This is a genomic window from Acinetobacter sp. YH12241 (assembly GCF_013417535.1).
Taxonomy (GTDB): domain Bacteria; phylum Pseudomonadota; class Gammaproteobacteria; order Pseudomonadales; family Moraxellaceae; genus Acinetobacter.
Genome location: NZ_VPDQ01000028.1, coordinates 1 through 15,259, shown reverse-complemented (window position 1 = coordinate 15,259; position 15,259 = coordinate 1). Strand labels below are relative to the sequence as shown.

At 44.3% G+C, this 15,259-nt stretch carries 15 protein-coding genes; 7 read left to right on the top strand and 8 right to left on the bottom strand.

From position 1 onward, the window contains the following. Positions 1 to 86: 86 nt before the first annotated feature. Positions 87 to 1,469: a chromosomal replication initiator protein DnaA gene (dnaA, locus tag FTV18_RS12955; protein WP_004780349.1), complete on the bottom strand. Its 1,383-nt coding sequence runs from the start codon at positions 1,467 to 1,469 to the stop codon at positions 87 to 89. A gap of 658 nt (positions 1,470 to 2,127) precedes the next feature. Between dnaA and rpmH the strand changes: the two genes are divergently transcribed. From rpmH to mnmE, 5 genes are all read left to right on the top strand, one after another. Next, positions 2,128 to 2,262 (top strand): 50S ribosomal protein L34, encoded by a 135-nt coding sequence (gene rpmH, locus FTV18_RS12950; RefSeq protein ID WP_000831329.1) that lies wholly within the window; start codon positions 2,128 to 2,130, stop codon positions 2,260 to 2,262. Positions 2,263 to 2,291: 29 nt separating this feature from the next. After that, positions 2,292 to 2,687, top strand: coding sequence for a ribonuclease P protein component (gene rnpA, locus FTV18_RS12945; RefSeq protein ID WP_034706193.1), 396 nt, complete (start codon positions 2,292 to 2,294; stop codon positions 2,685 to 2,687). Positions 2,688 to 2,696: 9 nt separating this feature from the next. Continuing rightward, complete coding sequence (gene yidD / locus FTV18_RS12940; RefSeq protein ID WP_005233127.1) at positions 2,697 to 3,017, top strand: membrane protein insertion efficiency factor YidD; 321 nt, start codon at positions 2,697 to 2,699, stop codon at positions 3,015 to 3,017. 5 nt (positions 3,018 to 3,022) lie between these two features. Further along, complete coding sequence (gene yidC, locus FTV18_RS12935) at positions 3,023 to 4,786, top strand: membrane protein insertase YidC (RefSeq protein ID WP_180018422.1); 1,764 nt, start codon at positions 3,023 to 3,025, stop codon at positions 4,784 to 4,786. Between the two features lie 91 nt (positions 4,787 to 4,877). Then, positions 4,878 to 6,233: a tRNA uridine-5-carboxymethylaminomethyl(34) synthesis GTPase MnmE gene (gene mnmE / locus FTV18_RS12930; protein WP_180018420.1), complete on the top strand. Its 1,356-nt coding sequence runs from the start codon at positions 4,878 to 4,880 to the stop codon at positions 6,231 to 6,233. 43 nt (positions 6,234 to 6,276) lie between these two features. Here mnmE and FTV18_RS12925 read toward each other — a convergent pair whose 3' ends face one another. Both FTV18_RS12925 and FTV18_RS12920 read right to left on the bottom strand, forming a co-directional pair. Further along, complete coding sequence (locus FTV18_RS12925) at positions 6,277 to 7,422, bottom strand: MFS transporter (RefSeq protein ID WP_179993070.1); 1,146 nt, start codon at positions 7,420 to 7,422, stop codon at positions 6,277 to 6,279. A gap of 172 nt (positions 7,423 to 7,594) precedes the next feature. Next, positions 7,595 to 7,858: a metal/formaldehyde-sensitive transcriptional repressor gene (locus tag FTV18_RS12920; protein ID WP_180018418.1), complete on the bottom strand. Its 264-nt coding sequence runs from the start codon at positions 7,856 to 7,858 to the stop codon at positions 7,595 to 7,597. A gap of 56 nt (positions 7,859 to 7,914) precedes the next feature. On the opposite strand from FTV18_RS12920, the gene dmeF reads away from it, so the two are divergent. Both dmeF and FTV18_RS12910 read left to right on the top strand, forming a co-directional pair. After that, complete coding sequence (gene dmeF, locus FTV18_RS12915; RefSeq protein ID WP_180018416.1) at positions 7,915 to 8,850, top strand: CDF family Co(II)/Ni(II) efflux transporter DmeF; 936 nt, start codon at positions 7,915 to 7,917, stop codon at positions 8,848 to 8,850. 136 nt (positions 8,851 to 8,986) lie between these two features. Further along, positions 8,987 to 9,685: a DsbC family protein gene (locus tag FTV18_RS12910; RefSeq protein WP_180018414.1), complete on the top strand. Its 699-nt coding sequence runs from the start codon at positions 8,987 to 8,989 to the stop codon at positions 9,683 to 9,685. Between the two features lie 78 nt (positions 9,686 to 9,763). Here FTV18_RS12910 and FTV18_RS12905 read toward each other — a convergent pair whose 3' ends face one another. The 5 genes from FTV18_RS12905 to FTV18_RS12885 form a co-directional block, all read right to left on the bottom strand. Continuing rightward, positions 9,764 to 10,021 (bottom strand): GlsB/YeaQ/YmgE family stress response membrane protein, encoded by a 258-nt coding sequence (locus FTV18_RS12905; protein ID WP_034171345.1) that lies wholly within the window; start codon positions 10,019 to 10,021, stop codon positions 9,764 to 9,766. Between the two features lie 175 nt (positions 10,022 to 10,196). Next, positions 10,197 to 10,724 (bottom strand): hypoxanthine phosphoribosyltransferase, encoded by a 528-nt coding sequence (gene hpt / locus FTV18_RS12900; RefSeq protein ID WP_180018412.1) that lies wholly within the window; start codon positions 10,722 to 10,724, stop codon positions 10,197 to 10,199. A gap of 211 nt (positions 10,725 to 10,935) precedes the next feature. After that, entirely contained in the window at positions 10,936 to 12,255 is a 1,320-nt protein-coding gene (gene guaD / locus FTV18_RS12895; RefSeq protein ID WP_180018410.1) for a guanine deaminase, read from the bottom strand. 255 nt (positions 12,256 to 12,510) lie between these two features. Beyond that, complete coding sequence (locus FTV18_RS12890) at positions 12,511 to 13,476, bottom strand: TerC family protein (protein ID WP_180018408.1); 966 nt, start codon at positions 13,474 to 13,476, stop codon at positions 12,511 to 12,513. A 331-nt stretch (positions 13,477 to 13,807) separates the two neighbouring features. Next, entirely contained in the window at positions 13,808 to 15,001 is a 1,194-nt protein-coding gene (locus tag FTV18_RS12885; RefSeq protein ID WP_180018433.1) for a sugar transporter, read from the bottom strand. Positions 15,002 to 15,259 lie beyond the last annotated feature (258 nt).

Here is a 15,259-nt window from a genome sequence, read left to right as displayed (position 1 = left end):
ATTAATAAGATAAAAGTTGAATTTTTAGCAGTTAACTATGCGGCAAAACAGGCCGCATAGCAAGAACAGAATTTGAGCGTTTTAGGTCAACTCTGCAACAGGCGTTGCAGGTTTTTATAGTCCTCATTGAAGATCGGATCTTCTTCACGCAAGCTCTGTACTTTTTCGCAGGCATGCATGACTGTACTGTGATCTCGACCACCAAAAGCCATACCAATTTCCGGGAAACTGTCTCCAGTCAGTTCACGTGCCAGACCCATTGCAAGCTGACGTGGACGGGCATAAATACGGGTACGTTTTGGACCTACCAGCTCTTTAAGCGGAATGCGAAAATACTCACTCACTACACGCTGGATATTTTCAGTACTGATGGTACGGGCACGAATTGCGAGGACATCTTTCAAAGACTCACGTACCACATCCAGATCAATCGGCGTTCCTTTAAAACGCGAGATCGCCACCACTTTATTAAGCGCACCTTCAAGTTCACGGACGTTCGCTACCACTTGTTGGGCGATAAATAGCGCACAGTTACGTGGTAAGTCTACACCAGTGTTTTCAGCTTTTTTCAGCAAGATTTCAATGCGAGTTTCAATATCGGGTGGTTCCACACCCACAGAAAGTCCCCAGGAAAAACGTGAAACCAGACGTGGATCCAGTTCGGTCAATTCTTTAGGATAACGATCCGAGGTGAGAATAATTTGCTTCGATTCATCCAGCAACGCGTTAAAGGTATAGAAGAACTCCACCAGACTGGCTTCTTTACCTGCCAGCAAATGAATATCATCAACCAGCAAAAGATCCAGTGAACGGCAGTTTTTCTTAAACTCTTCAACCTTGCCCTGTTGTAGGGAACTGACAAAATCCTGCACAAAGCTTTCCGCAGTCATATACATTACGCGGGCATTGGGTTTTGCCTGTAATAATGCATTCCCGACTGCCTGCATCAAGTGGGTTTTACCCAGACCAGTCGGACCATATAAAAATAGCGGGTTATGTTGTGAAGCCCCGAGTTGGGTTAACACCTTACGACAGGTTTCAGCCGCCATCTGGTTAGAACGGCCTTCAACAAATAACGAGAAGGTAAATAAAGGGTTCAGCTGACGTTTACGGCTATTTTTGCCTGAATCTTCTTTTTCTTTCTTAGGACGCGGTGCTGGCGCAACCACAGGTGCAGATTCCAAAGCCGCTGTTGTCGTCGCTGGCTGTTCACTGGCAGATAAAATTGCACCTGGACGTGAATCCACCAGAATTTCAACTTTACGTACGCGACCTTCAGACAGCTGTTCGGCCAAAATCGAAATCAGTTCCAGATGATGCTCTTGAATGTAGCGCGTCCAATACGGATTAGGTGCATAAAGACGCAGGGTATCGTCCAGCTCTTCTGCAACCAACGGGCGAATCCACATTGTAAAGACATTTCCAGAGAGCTCTTGTCGCAAGCGATTTAAGCAGTCTGTCCAAAGCATGTGAATCCCCTATTCATTCCATTGTTAATCAAAAAGGCTGACCGCGACCAAAGCGGGTCGCCATTCTAACCAAGTTATCCACATCTGTCATGGCAATTTCCACAGATTTTGCGCAAAAAGCAGTCATGGTGGATAAATTTAAATTTAAAAAGCTGGTGTGGATAAGTTTATCCGCAAGCTGTGGATAAAATATAACACAAAGTTATCCACAAAGTATAAAATTAATAAAAACAGTTTTATCCACAAACTAAGTTTTTGTTTATTTAATACAAAATTAGCTTTTCCACAGAAAAAGTCCATCCTAATAGTAATAAATTTAAATTTATAAATTTGAATTTATTTATAAGATTCGGTTCTTTTGTGGATAACTAAAAAAAGTTTAAATTTAAATTCAAAACTCATGAGTTAAATTTAGATTTCACATAAGTTGTGGATAACTATGTTGATATAAGTGTTAATAACTTATATTTAATTTTAAAACAAATAGTTATATTGTGGTTAACTTATATATAGGTATTTGAATACAATTTTTTTAATCCCTATTTACAATTTTGATTTCAGTCTTATTTGAAAAGAAAGTGGCTTTTGCATTGACAGCTCAAGCAATGAGCACTAAAATCGCGGACCTTTATAGAAAGATCATTTTTGGAGTTTCAATATGAAACGTACATTCCAACCATCTGAATTAAAGCGTAAACGCGTTCATGGTTTCCGTGCTCGTATGGCTACTAAAGCTGGTCGTCAAGTTCTAGCTCGCCGTCGTGCAAAAGGTCGTCATAGCTTAACTGTTTAATCAGTTAGGCTTTGCCGATTTTGGGTGTTATGACTACACTTTATAGTTTTGGTACAGAGCTTCGTTTACGCTGTGCTGCAGATTATAAAGGAGTCTTTGATGGTGCGCTTTTTAAAGTGCATCAACCCCATTTCCTTTTTCTTGCAAAACATTCCGAACTGCCAAACAGCCGTTTGGGTTTAGTTGTTGCCAAGAAAAAAGTGCGCCGTGCGCACGAACGAAATCGAGTAAAACGACTTGCTCGCGAAAGTTTTCGCCTGCATCAACAGCAACTAGATGATTTGGATATTGTGGTTATGCCTAAAGTAGGTATAGAAGCAGTGCCGAACGCAGAGTTGCATCAGCAATTACAATTTGCCTGGCAGAAACTCAACCGTCTTGCCAAAAAGCATTCCAAAATAGCATCATCCTCCCCACAAAAGTAGAGATGGCCAATGGTACGTTTACTGCATTGGTTAATACGTTTCTATCAGATTGCGATTAGTCCTTTATTGGGACCACGCTGTCGTTATATTCCAACATGTTCTCAATATTCCTTGGAAGCAGTCCATACACATGGAGCTGTACGTGGTGTGTGGCTGGCTACTAAGCGTATTTGCCGTTGTCATCCGTGGGGTGGCTCTGGATATGATCCGGTTCCCCCGAAAGCGATTCGTTTTATTTCATTTCAGCAAATAGATTCTCAAACGCTTCACGTTGCTGTACCCTTTCGTGATCGTTTATTGAACCAAAATCACTCTAACCACTTGGGGTAATACATATGCAACAATGGGCCAGGATTGCAATTCTCGGAGCCATGTTTGTTGTCGCATATTTGCTCATTTTGGCGTGGCAAAAAGATTATGGCAATGCTGAAACCAAACCACAGCAAGAAGCTGCGGTTGTTTCACATGAAGTATCTGCAGATTTGCCAAATGCTCAGACGGCGACGACCGCCTCTGATCTGCCACAAGCAAATATGCCAGCGCAGCAAGCAACGGATGCCACCGCACCTGTAAGTCAGCAGCTTATTTCAGTACAAACTGACCTTTATCATCTTTGGATCAATCCTAAAGGTGGTGATATTGTTCGTGTTGAATTACTCAATCATGACAAGAATAAAGACAGCGATGAACCGTTCGTTATGCTGGAAAGCGATGCGAAACGGACTTATGTCGCCCAGTCGGGTCTGATCGGTCTGAATGGACCGGACAGCAGCCGTAATGGCCGTCCAACCTATGAGTTGGAAAAAACGGTTTATACACTGGCAGATGCCAAAGCCGCTAAAAATAAAGATGGCGAAACTGTCAAAGTACTTTCTGTACCTATGGTCTTTAAAACGGCTGATGGTGTAGAAGTCATTAAAACCTTCAACTTTACTGAAGGTGAATATCCGGTAGTTGTGAATCACAAAGTGGTCAACCGCAGCGGCCAGACCTGGCAAGGTCAGATGTTCGGTCAGATCAAACGTGACAATTCCGAAGATCCTGGTAAATCTGATCAGGGTATCTTCACACTGGGAACGTTCCTGGGCGGCGCTTGGGGTACACCGGATGAAAACTACAACAAGTTAAAATTTGACAACTTTGTTGAAGAAAAACTGAATACCGAAGCCAAAGGTGGCTGGGTTGCAATGGTTCAGCACTACTTCGTGAGTGCCTGGGTGCCAGGTAACCTGAAATTGACTCAAGCCAATGGTGAAGCCTACAGTGCGAAGCTGGAATCACGTAAATCAACTGATAACATGAATATCATTGGTTTTACTTCTCCAACTTTCAATGTGCCTGCAGGCACCGTAGCTGAAATCGATGCGACCTTCTACTCTGGTCCAAAAGTTCAATCGGAGCTGAAAGACCTAGCGACTGGTCTGAACCAGACTGTAGATTATGGCTGGTTATGGCCAATTGCCAAACTGCTGTTTGTTGGTCTTGAGTTCTTCCATGGTCTAGTGGGTAACTGGGGCTGGGCAATCATCCTGTTAACCGTACTGGTGAAACTGATCCTGTGGCCATTGTCGTCGAAGAGCTACCGCTCTATGGCGAAAATGCGTGTGATTGCACCTGAAATGCAACGCATGAAAGAAGAGTTCGGTGAAGACCGTATGCGCTTCTCTCAGGAAATGATGGCACTGTACAAACGTGAGCAGGTGAATCCACTTGCTGGTTGTTTACCACTGTTACTGCAAATGCCAATTTTCCTGGCACTGTACTGGGTACTGATGGAATCTGTAGAACTGCGCCATGCACCATGGATGTTCTGGATCCAAGATTTATCTTCAATGGATCCTTGGTTCATCCTGCCATTGATCATGGGTGCGACCATGTATATTCAGCAGATGCTGAATCCGCAGCCAACTGATCCAATGCAGGCGAAAGTGTTCAAGATTATGCCAGTGATCTTTACAGTATTCTTGCTGTTCTTCCCGGCAGGTCTGGTGTTGTACTGGATTGTGAACAACTTGATCACGATCTTGCAGCAAACACTGATCAACAAGTCTGTTGCCAAAGACCGTGCTAAACGCGATGAGGCAACACCAGTCAACTAAGTTGTACTGATGGGCTGAATAAATCCGCTTAAGATGGTAATCTTGAGCGGATTTTTTTTGCTGTATTTTTAAGTTTTTCTAGGTGAATGTTATGCTCGACCGAACTACGATTGCTGCGATTGCAACTCCCCCAGGACGTGGCGGTGTAGGTGTCATTCGCCTATCGGGTCCCAAGTCTTATGAAATTGCCCAGGCCTTGAGCCAAAAAGATTTGCCCAAAGCCCGTTTTGCCGGGTTCCGTCAGTTCTATGATGCAGCCGGTGAAGTAATGGATGAAGGTCTGGTGATCTGCTTCCCGAATCCGAATTCCTTTACTGGTGAAGATGTAGTAGAACTGCAAGGTCATGGTGGCCCGGTGATTCAGAATGCCCTGTTGGGCCGTTTGCTGGAACTGGGTGCCACTGCAGCCAAAGCCGGTGAATTCTCGATGCGTGCCTTTGAGAATGGCAAGCTGGATCTGGTACAGGCTGAAGCCATTGCCGATCTGATTGATGCGACCTCCCAAGCGGCTGCCCGGTCTGCAGTCCGTTCTCTACAAGGGGCATTCTCGACTAAGGTCAATACGGTATTAGAACAGCTGATTCATTTGCGTTTGCATGTCGAAGCGGCGATTGATTTTCCGGAAGAAGAAATTGACTTCCTGGCGGATGGCAAGATTTTAAATCTGCTGGATGGCGTGGCGAATGCCGTCACTCAGGTTCAGCAATCTGCACGTCAGGGTCAGTTACTGCGCGAAGGTCTACAAGTGGTGATTGCCGGTAAACCGAATGCAGGTAAATCTTCCTTGCTCAATGCCCTAGCAGGTAATGAACGTGCGATTGTGACCGATATTGCCGGGACAACCCGTGATGTATTGCATGAAAAGATCACATTGAATGGCCTGCCGATTACCCTGACCGATACTGCTGGTCTGCGGGAAACCGGCGATATCGTGGAAAAAGAAGGCATTCGCCGCGCAATTAAAGAAATTGAACAGGCCGATCTGCTGTTGCTGGTTTATGACCTGAGCCAAGGTGATGACCCATTACAACTCGCTCAAGAATATTTTGCCGAACATCTCGAGCCGAAACGTCTGGTCCTGATCGGGAACAAAGCGGATTTGACCGGTGCCGATGCTGTCATGGGAGATTTTAAGGGCTTCCGTCATATTACTGTCTCAGCCAAGCAGGAAACTGGCGTTCAATCGCTCATAGATGCGATTACGGCGCATGCAGGCTTCCAGCCTGAAGAAGATACCTTTATTGCCCGTACCCGCCATTTAGACGCAATGAAGCGCACTCAGATGTACCTAGCTGAAGCCCGTGAGCAACTTGTAGTGTATAACGCAGGTGAACTGGTCGCAGAGTCTTTACGTCTGGCACAAAATGCGCTAGGCGAGATTACCGGTGACTTTAGTGCGGATGACCTGCTGGGCAAGATCTTTGGATCGTTCTGTATTGGAAAATAATCCTTAAGTTATATAAAAAAGCCCTCAAATGTGGGCTTTTTTATTAGGCTTTTAGCTGCAATTTTTGATGCCATAACCAAAGGATTAGACAGAGTGCACTGATCGCCACACAGAAACTGATCACGGCAAATCCTAAGCCGAAGTGATCAGCCAGATACCCCACCGCGATAATCGGCACAATCGTGCCCAAATAGCCAATAAACAGGTAAGTCGACATCACGGCTGCCCGATTTTGCAAGGTTGTGATCGCATGAATCACACCGAATGCGCCCATTAAGGCAAAACCATGTCCAATCCCGAATAAGATATCACTGGCGAAGAACAAGATACTTGCTTTAAGGATCATACAAAGAGCAAGGCTAACCAAGCTCACCAGCATAATCATCAAGCCAATATTCAGACATTTCTTTGCAGGAACAGCTTTAGCAAAGAACTGCACCACAGCAGAAATCAGCAAAATGCAGGTAATGGCGGTACCACTGACCAAAGGACCATGCCAAGGTAAGATATCCTGCACAAAAGACGGTGACAGTGAAGCAAATAAACTGAAAGCAGCAAAGGCATTAAATGCAGTCAATCCCACAATCATGAATACAGCATGATACTGAGGTTCAGGACGCAGTAATTTCGGTGCAATACTAAAAGGCTGGCGTTCAAAAGCAGGTGTTTTTAGCCAGAATAATCCGACAAAACACAGCACTGCCCCAAGAATAATTGGGAGGTATGGAGTAATTAATGGGGTTTGAGAGAACTGCGCAATTACCCCACCCACAAACGGCCCCAAACCAAAACCTATAGCCGTCAGAATCGATACCAGTTGTGGTGCAAGCTGCTTATGAGTTTCTGGAATGGTTTGCATCATGCCTAGCATTGCTGAAGTGGTCATCAGACCTGAAGCAATACCAATGATAAAACGACCCACCGACAAAATCAGCGCATTCTCGGCAAAGACTGAAATGACCAAGCCAATGCTAATAAATACCAGACCAATTTGCAGGGTTCTTAAGAAACCAATCGTGTTGCTGGTACGTCCCAGGAATAACAAGGTACCCAGACAGCCAAACATATAGGCGACAAAAATATAGGTAATCTGGCTTGGCGATAAATGCCAGATCTGTTGATAAATGGGATAAAGCGGACTTGCCAGTGCTGTACCGATGGTACCCATAATCAATGCAAGACTGACCATGGCGAAAGGTCGCCATGAGATATTTTCTGTCATGTAGCTGCCGTAAAAGTTTCACCACATTTTAAAAAGAATGATGTGGAAGAAAGAAGAGAATGGGGGGCAGTGTATCGGTTAGATGAAAAAGCGGTCAATTATCTTGCTGTAAAGAAAACAAAAATGTTGAGCTAAACAATTAGCCATAACGCTTTAATAATTTTAAAAACTCAGCCAGTTCTTCTTCATTAACCACAGCTTCTCCAATGACATGTTCTCTTAAATGGGTCTCGATCAACTCATTCATCAAACCGTTTATAGCACCTTTAACGGCTGCAACCTGTTGCAGGACCTGAATACAGCCTGTCTCAGGATTCTGGAGAGACTGCTCTACGGCGTTCATCTGACCTTGCAAGCGCCGTACCCGGTTTAATATTTTTTTATCATCATGTACATGACTCACCACAAATCTCCAAAAATAAATATACTAGGGGGGAGTATTAATAACAGTTCCCTTTTATGCAAAAACATACCGCCAATTCGCACAGCCATCAATTTGATGAAGGTAATCCACTCGCACAGAAAAAGATTCTGTTTGCCACGATTCTGACCGCCGTCATGATGGTGCTGGAAGTATTAGGGGGATGGATCTTCCAGTCAATGGCTTTGCTTGCCGATGGCTGGCATATGGGATCGCATGTATTGGCCTTGGGGCTGGCTTACTTTGCCTATAAAGCTGCCCGCCATTATACGAATGACCCCCGCTTTAATATGGGCACCTGGCGGATTGAAATTCTGGCCAGTTATAGCAGTGCAATTTTATTGCTTGTGGTAGCCGGTTTTATGGCGATTCATTCAGTAGAACGTCTATTTTCGCCAGTTCAGATTCATTATAACGAAGCCATTCCAATCGCGATTTTAGGACTATTGATTAATCTGGCCTGTGCCTGGTTGCTGCATGATGATGGGCACCATCACCATGATCATCATCATGGGCATTCCCATCACGAGCATGATAATAATCATGGTCATCATGACTTGAACCATAAAGCGGCCTTTCTGCATGTGGTTGCTGATGCTGTAACTTCTGTTCTGGCGATTATTGCTTTGATTGCTGGAAAATATATGGGCTGGGATTTTCTCGATGCAGTACTGGGACTGGTCGGCTCAATCCTGATTGCACGCTGGGCGATTGGCCTGCTAAAGCAAAGTGCCAAGACTTTACTGGATGCCGATATGGATGCCCCAGTGGTCGAAGAAATACGTGAAGTCATTGCTGAATATGGGAATGATCTGCATTTAACTGACCTGCATGTATCGAGAGTCGGTAAAGGTAAATTTTCCTGTTTTGTTGCCGTTCAAACGGGAATCCCCATTAGTGCCGATCAAATCCGTGAGGCGATCTCTATTCATGAAGAAATCGTGCATATCTCGGTAGAAGTCAATCAGCATTAAGGGGTCAATGTTCCACGTGAAACATAACTGATTGATCAGTTCGATTTGAACATCAGGCTACATAAAATAGTCAGAATTTTCTTTTTAAAAAGACTAGAATCGAAACACATTTAACTTGCACCTGAGCAGGACATTCATGCAAATAAGAAATATGCTGCTGGCTTTGACCCTTTTCCCTGGCCTTAGCTTTGCCAATGTGGATACAGTTAAAGCCAATCTGGCAAAAAACAGTCCCAACCTGAAAATTGAAAATATTCAGCCCACCGAAATGAAAGGAATCTATAGCGGTTCCATGCAGGGGCAGATTGTCTATCTGAATGAAGATGCCCAGCATCTCCTAGCTGGTTCAATGTTCCGTATTCAGGACCAGCATAATCTGACTCAGGATTTATTACTCAAACAAAACAGTGTCGACTGGAAAAAGTTACCGCTACAGGATGCGATTAAATCAGTCAGAGGGACAGGAAAACGTCAGCTTGCCATCTTTTCTGACCCAAATTGCCCGTATTGTAAACAACTTGAAGTAGAGCTGAAAAAACTCAAAGATGTCACGATTTATACCTTCATTCTGCCTTTAAAACAGCAGTCAATTGCGCCATCTAAACAGGTTTATTGTGAAAAAAATCCATCACAGGCTTGGGAAGACCTGATTGGTCAAGGTATACAACCTAAATCGAAAAAGAGCTGTGCCAACCCGATTGAACGTAATAAACAGCTGGCACAATCACTCGGTGTAAATGGCACACCAGCGATTATTTTCTCGAATGGTTTTAAAGTCATGGGCGCTCAGCCAGCAGAACAGATTGAACAAGGTTTCAAAGAATTCGGCCTGTAAAATTCTGACTATGCTCAATAAAAAAAGAGCACCTATCTAGGTGCTCTTTTTATGAAAGAAACTTATTCCAAGCAGAGCTTAGATTCGTTTACGTTTGGTCACCATATTATAAATAAATAGGATGACTACGGCACCAATCACTGAGGCAATAAAGCCTGCGGCAGAATCTTGGGAATACAAGCCCAGCATACGTCCAGCAAAGGTCGCAACCAGTGAACCGGCAATCCCCAGCAGGGTCGTAACAATGAATCCAGCCTTGTCATCACCAGGATGAATCGCGCGTGCAACCAGACCCGCAATAAAACCCACCACAATCGCAACGATAATTGACCACATCAGCATACTCCTTGTTATCATGTCTTTGTTTTTACGTCATGTTTATCTTGCGGCAAGAAAAGCACTGAAAAAAGTCATGTCCTGCAACGGGCTGTTGCGTTTTTGTTTGCTGTGTTACTGAAATGATTCAAGAAATAAAAAAAGTGGCACGAAGCCACTTCTTTTAAACCGGTTCTTAAAGACCGATTTCACCAATAAATGGAATATGACGGTATTTTTGATCATAGTCCAGGCCATAACCAACAATGAACCTGTCTTCGACTTCAAAGCCTAGGAATTTTACTTCCAGCTCGATTTCACGACGTGAAGGTTTACTCACCAGAGTGCACAGTTCAATTGAGTTTGGCTGACGGGTTTGCAGGATTTCCAGGACTTTGCTTAAGGTATTACCTGAGTCAATAATATCTTCAACCACTAGCACATCTTTACCACGGATTTCACCGTCCAGATCTTTCAGGATTTTGACATCACGGCTCGAAATCGTACCGCCGCCGTAGCTGGATACAGTCATGAAGTCGAGTTCATGTGGCTTGGTAATGGCACGACACAAGTCTGCCATGAAAATCACTGAACCGCGTAACAAACCGATAAGTACAAGCTCTTTGTCACTATTGGCATAGTGTGCATCGATTTTAGCACCAAGCTCTTTGACTTTAGCTTGAATTTCTTCAGCGGAAATCATTACGCTCATTTGAACGGTCATGGGTAGATACCTAAAAAATAAAAATAGCAAAATAAAAAAGGTGTTGACCTGCAACACCTGAATTGCAGCAATTTTAATACATCCTTGCTTGAGATGCACCTGTTTTACTTGCTGTAAATGTAATCAATTTTTGGGCTGCTGTGAATCTCTCTTCAGCGCAAAGGCACAGACAGCGACGATTGCAGCCAAAATGATCCTGCGCTGACGCGATTTATTGGGCCTTGACATAGACAGCCTGTCCATAGACATAAGTTGCTGCAATATTACGGTCATCTCCCAGCATGGTCAGTGCAAAAAAAGCATCTTCAATATTTTTGGCTCTGCTCTGCCGCAGTTGTTGTAAGGTTGTGGCATTGAGATCAAGCACCACAAAGTCTGCTTCTTTGCCCACATTGAAATTCCCCAAGCGGTCATCCAGACTTAAGGCTTTCGCACCACCCAAGGTCGCATGATATAGCGACTCAAAAGCCGAAAGTTTTTCTCCTTGCAGCTGTTGCACTTTATAAGCCTCATTCAGGGTTTGCAGCTGATTAAAGGAGGTTCCTGCCCCGATATCGGTACCTAAGCCGACTTTCACGCCTTTATCCCAGGCTTTCTTCAGCGGAAATAAACCGCTACCCAGGAACAGGTTTGAGGTTGGACAGAAGGCAATCGCAGAGTCGGTTTGATGCATACAATCCCACTCCCCTTCTTCCAGATGCACACAATGCGCAAATACGGATTTAGCGCCGGTCAGTCCATAATGATGATAGACATCCAGATAGCCTTCACGTTCCGGAAAGAGTTCTTTTACCCAGGCAATCTCATTTTTGTTTTCACTGAGATGAGTATGGATATAAACATCTGGATATTCGACTTTTAACTGCCCTGCTTTTTCCAGCTGTTCAGGCGTTGAGGTCGGAGCAAAACGTGGCGTAATCGCATAAAGATTACGTCCTTTACCATGCCATTTCTCAATCAGGGCTTTAGAGTCGCTATAGGCAGATTCTGCAGTATCCGTCAGGGCTTCAGGTGCATGGCGGTCCATTAGCACTTTACCGGCAATCAGACGCATATTCTGTGCTGTAGCCGCTTCGAACAGTGCTTCTACCGAGGCTGGATGAACGGTACAGAACACCAAAGCTGTGGTTGTACCATTTTTCAGCAATTCCTGAATAAAGAACTGTGCAATTTTCTGGCTATACGCCGGATCCTGAAACTGGATCTCAGTCGGGAAGGTATAAGTATTTAACCATTCTAGTAGCTGTTCCCCATAAGCACCGACCATTTCAGTTTGCGGGAAATGGATATGGGTATCGATCATACCCGGAATGATGAGCTGTTCAGGATAATAAGTAATATCCAGACCTTCAGGGAGCTGCTGCTGACCTTCCTGCCATGAGCCAAACCACTGGATTATTCCATTTTTTATGATGAGTAAACCATCTTCTATATAACGCACTTGGTCGTGAATTTCACGTGCTTGGGCAACTGTATTCTGGATATCGAGGAAACGACCACGGATAGCTGTCGTCGCAATGTAAGAAGACATTGAAAACCTGCACTTTGTAATTTTTTCGATTGATTGTAGCTGAAAAGTTCTAGCCTGTATGGGAAATACACAACTAAAAATCCCCAAATTTTAACAATGCAAAATAGCGGCCAAGATCAAAGCAATTATCACGAGATTTTTAAATTAGATTTAAATAAAGAAAATGATGCTAATTAAAGTAGCCAAAACGATCACTGGCCTGAAATAAAAAAAGCCCGCATTTTGCGGACTTATCAGGAATGACGAAGCAATTATTTATAGCGCTGTTTCATTGTATTTTTTGCTATGACGGATTGATAACCATGCGGTAATCGTCAGCACAATGACAATAAAGCTCAGGGAAATCCAGATCGGCATATGGAATACTTCCAGCATCAGCATCTTGAAGCCGATAAAGACCAGAATGATCCCGAGGCCATAAGGCAGATAGTACATTTTTGATGCAGCACCAGCGAGCAGGAAGAACATGGCACGCAGACCCAGAATCGCCATCAGGTTCGCTGTTAAAACAATAAAGGGATCGGTGGTGACAGCGAAAATGGCTGGGATCGAGTCTACCGCAAAGATCACATCAGAAGCTTCCACCAGAATCAGCACCAGAAATAATGGCGTTGCCCACAGGACACCGTTCTGATGCACAAAAAATTTATTGCCACGCATTTGCGGCGTAATCCGGATATGTTTGCGTAGCCATTTCAGAACTGCCATATCTTCAATATCGGTATGCTCTTCTCCTTGGCCGCGCAGGAATTTAAAACCGGTATAAACCAGAAAAGCACCGAAGATATACAGAATCCACGAGAACTCCTGTACGAACCATGCGCCAATAAAAATAAAGATGGTCCGCAGAATAATGGCACCCAAAACGCCATAGAGCAGCAGCTGGCGTTGCAGTGCAGGAGGAATAGCAAAGGCAGCAAAGATCATCAGCCAGACAAAGACATTATCAATTGCCAGAGATTTTTCCAGCAAATAACCGGCAAAGTATTCCATTACTTTCTGATTTGCCAGAGCAGCACCTGAAGTCTGTTCTAGATACAGCCATAATGCACCGCCAAACATAGTCGCTATACTGACCCAGGCAACACTCCAGTAGGCGGCAGTGCGCACTTTTATGGGCTGTCCGTGCTGATGCTTAAAGCCGATAAAATCGATGACCAGCATCACTGCAACGATAATGAAAAAAGCCAGATACAGCCAAGGTGTACCAATTGTTTCCATGGGAATTCTCCACATCTGACAACCGGCCATAAAAAAACCTTGACCTGCTGCCAGATGAAATACATCTATAACAACATGATCAAGGTCTTGCCTACATCTTTGTGCTCTACTGGATGAGATCCAGTCGCATTCCAAGATGCTCAGATACCGACTTTTTGCAAAGTGTAATGACGATATTCTGACACGTTCAAAAACTGAAACTTCATTCTTAAACGTTTGGAGGAGGCTACTCCCCTTGTTCAAACTCAATTCTGTTTGAGCAATTGCTCAATATCAAATGAGCATGACAGATTTTGTGCATAATCACAAATTATTTTACAAAAAGCAGCGTTTAATCAGCAGCTTTGGGCAGAAAGTCCAAACGCTGAACCAAATAAAGACTAAGCAGAAATCCAAGGATCGCCAGCCCTGCGCCTACCCAGCCAATGCTCGATAGCCCGATCTGAAGCGTGACCATACTGCCAAGCAAAGCTCCTCCGCCAATCCCGACATTATACAGGCCTGAATAAATGGCCATGGCAACATCTGTGGCATCTGTAGCCAGGTTCAGGGTTTTGGATTGTAGGGCCAGGCTGAAACCAATGATGCTCAAACCCCACAGCAGAGATAAGCCAGAGAGGCCTGTTACTGTGCTCGATAGTGGCAATAACAGCAGCATGGAAATAACCAGTCCAAAAGTAAAAGCAGGAATAGTCATTTTCGGAAACTGTGCGGCAAAGCGGCCAAACAGATAAGAACCCAGGAATCCTGCTCCGCCATAAACCAGAAGTAAAGTTGTGGTCTGGGCTGAATCAAAGCGGGCGATATTCAGGGAGAATGGTTCAATATAGCTATAAGCGGTAAACTGCGCCGTAATCACCAGAATGGTGAGGGTAAAGACTAGCATCAGGCTTGGACGTTTGATCAGGCTTTTTAAGCTGCTGAGGGAGCCTGAATTGACACTTGGAAGCAATGGCAAGGTTTTGGCCAGAATCAGGCAAATGATCAATGCGAGACACGCAATCAGGGCAAAACTATTACGCCAGCCATACGCCTCACCAATCATCCGGCCAAATGGAATACCGAGCACCATCGCCATCGCCGTTCCTGTGGCTAATAAACCAAGTGCCTGAAACTCTTTACCTTTCGGTGCGACCCGAACCGCGAGTGAAGCGGTAATCGACCAGAACAAGGCATGTGCGATGGCAATCCCTATCCGGCTGATCACCAGCGTGCTAAAACTCCAGGCAAAATAGGACAGCACATGACTTAAAATAAAGACCGCAAAGACCAGCATCAGTAGAAAACGCCGTTCTATGGCTTTAGTGAGCAGCATGATCGGAAGAGATAGTAGGGCCACGATCCAGGCATAAATGGTCAGCATGATGCCGGCCTGAGTGGCGGACATGGCAAAGCTTTGCCCGATTCCACTCAGTAATGCCACAGGAATAAATTCGGTGGTGTTAAAAATAAAAGCCGCGCAGGCTAAAGCGATGACACCAATCCATTGCTTGGTGACGGAAGAAGCGGAAGATGAGTCAGACATACGAAGTTGCATGCAAAAAGATGCTGCATTCTAATCCTGTCTTTCTCAATTAGGGAGTAGGTAAAATTAAATTTTTGGGGTGATATGTGATGACTAAAACTGCATCACCCTTAATCAGGCAAAATAGAGAAACGCAGATTCAAATCCCAAGTGCAACACATTTGTAGTTAGTTGAAAAAGTTAGGTGTATTCATAGAATCATTAGACTTTTTCAACTCGCAATTGGAAAGCACACAATGAAGAAATACACCCAACTTT

What these genes read in the sequence shown, in the direction of transcription:
- dnaA (WP_004780349.1), bottom strand. Translation starts at nt 1,469, where the DNA reads ATGCTTTGGACAGACTGCTTAAATCGCTTGCGACAAGAGCTCTCTGGA.
- rpmH (WP_000831329.1), top strand. Translation starts at nt 2,128, where the DNA reads ATGAAACGTACATTCCAACCATCTGAATTAAAGCGTAAACGCGTTCAT.
- rnpA (WP_034706193.1), top strand. Translation starts at nt 2,292, where the DNA reads ATGACTACACTTTATAGTTTTGGTACAGAGCTTCGTTTACGCTGTGCT.
- yidD (WP_005233127.1), top strand. Translation starts at nt 2,697, where the DNA reads ATGGTACGTTTACTGCATTGGTTAATACGTTTCTATCAGATTGCGATT.
- yidC (WP_180018422.1), top strand. Translation starts at nt 3,023, where the DNA reads ATGCAACAATGGGCCAGGATTGCAATTCTCGGAGCCATGTTTGTTGTC.
- mnmE (WP_180018420.1), top strand. Translation starts at nt 4,878, where the DNA reads ATGCTCGACCGAACTACGATTGCTGCGATTGCAACTCCCCCAGGACGT.
- FTV18_RS12925 (WP_179993070.1), bottom strand. Translation starts at nt 7,422, where the DNA reads ATGGTCAGTCTTGCATTGATTATGGGTACCATCGGTACAGCACTGGCA.
- dmeF (WP_180018416.1), top strand. Translation starts at nt 7,915, where the DNA reads ATGCAAAAACATACCGCCAATTCGCACAGCCATCAATTTGATGAAGGT.
- FTV18_RS12910 (WP_180018414.1), top strand. Translation starts at nt 8,987, where the DNA reads ATGCAAATAAGAAATATGCTGCTGGCTTTGACCCTTTTCCCTGGCCTT.
- FTV18_RS12905 (WP_034171345.1), bottom strand. Translation starts at nt 10,021, where the DNA reads ATGTGGTCAATTATCGTTGCGATTGTGGTGGGTTTTATTGCGGGTCTG.
- hpt (WP_180018412.1), bottom strand. Translation starts at nt 10,724, where the DNA reads ATGACCGTTCAAATGAGCGTAATGATTTCCGCTGAAGAAATTCAAGCT.
- guaD (WP_180018410.1), bottom strand. Translation starts at nt 12,255, where the DNA reads ATGTCTTCTTACATTGCGACGACAGCTATCCGTGGTCGTTTCCTCGAT.
- FTV18_RS12890 (WP_180018408.1), bottom strand. Translation starts at nt 13,476, where the DNA reads ATGGAAACAATTGGTACACCTTGGCTGTATCTGGCTTTTTTCATTATC.
- FTV18_RS12885 (WP_180018433.1), bottom strand. Translation starts at nt 15,001, where the DNA reads ATGTCTGACTCATCTTCCGCTTCTTCCGTCACCAAGCAATGGATTGGT.